This window comes from Aeromonas sp. EERV15, assembly GCF_900079845.1.
Taxonomy (GTDB): Bacteria; Pseudomonadota; Gammaproteobacteria; order Enterobacterales; family Aeromonadaceae; genus Aeromonas; species Aeromonas sobria.
In genome coordinates this window covers 1-430 of sequence record NZ_FKKY02000188.1, presented here as the reverse complement: position 1 = coordinate 430, position 430 = coordinate 1, and the positions used below count along the sequence as shown (strand labels likewise).

Annotated in this window: 1 protein-coding gene; it reads left to right on the top strand. The window is 70.9% G+C overall.

The genetic code is table 11. The features are described 5' to 3' along the window. A partial coding sequence (locus BN4575_RS23060; protein ID WP_141689933.1) for a hypothetical protein occupies nucleotides 1-430 on the top strand: 430 nt, incomplete at both ends.

Sequence of the window (430 nt, the reverse complement as noted above, 5' to 3'; positions counted from 1 at the left end):
GGCTTCACCGGCTCGCTCGGCGACACCGGCGGCGACGTCGGCTGCCGGCAATACGCGATCGAGCCGCACCTGCCGAGCAAGTTCCTCGCCGTCGCGCTGCCCTCGGCGCTCCAGATCGGCCGTGACTGGCTCGCCGGCCCGTCGGCGCCGGTCTGGATCGACAGCTTCTTCTCGTACCTCGTGTCGCCGGCGGGCAACGTCCCGACGCAGCTCGCGTGGATCGTGTTCCTCATCCTCGCGTACATGGTGCTGCGGGCCGCGTGGATCATGACGCAGATCGAGCGCGCCCGGCGGGGCATCCCGCTCACGATCGGCGGCTGGGGGACGCGGGGCAAGAGCGGCTCGGAGCGGCTCAAGGCCGCGCTCTTCCACGCGCTCCGCTACGACGTCGTCGTGAAGACGACCGGCTGCGAGGCGATGTTCATCCACG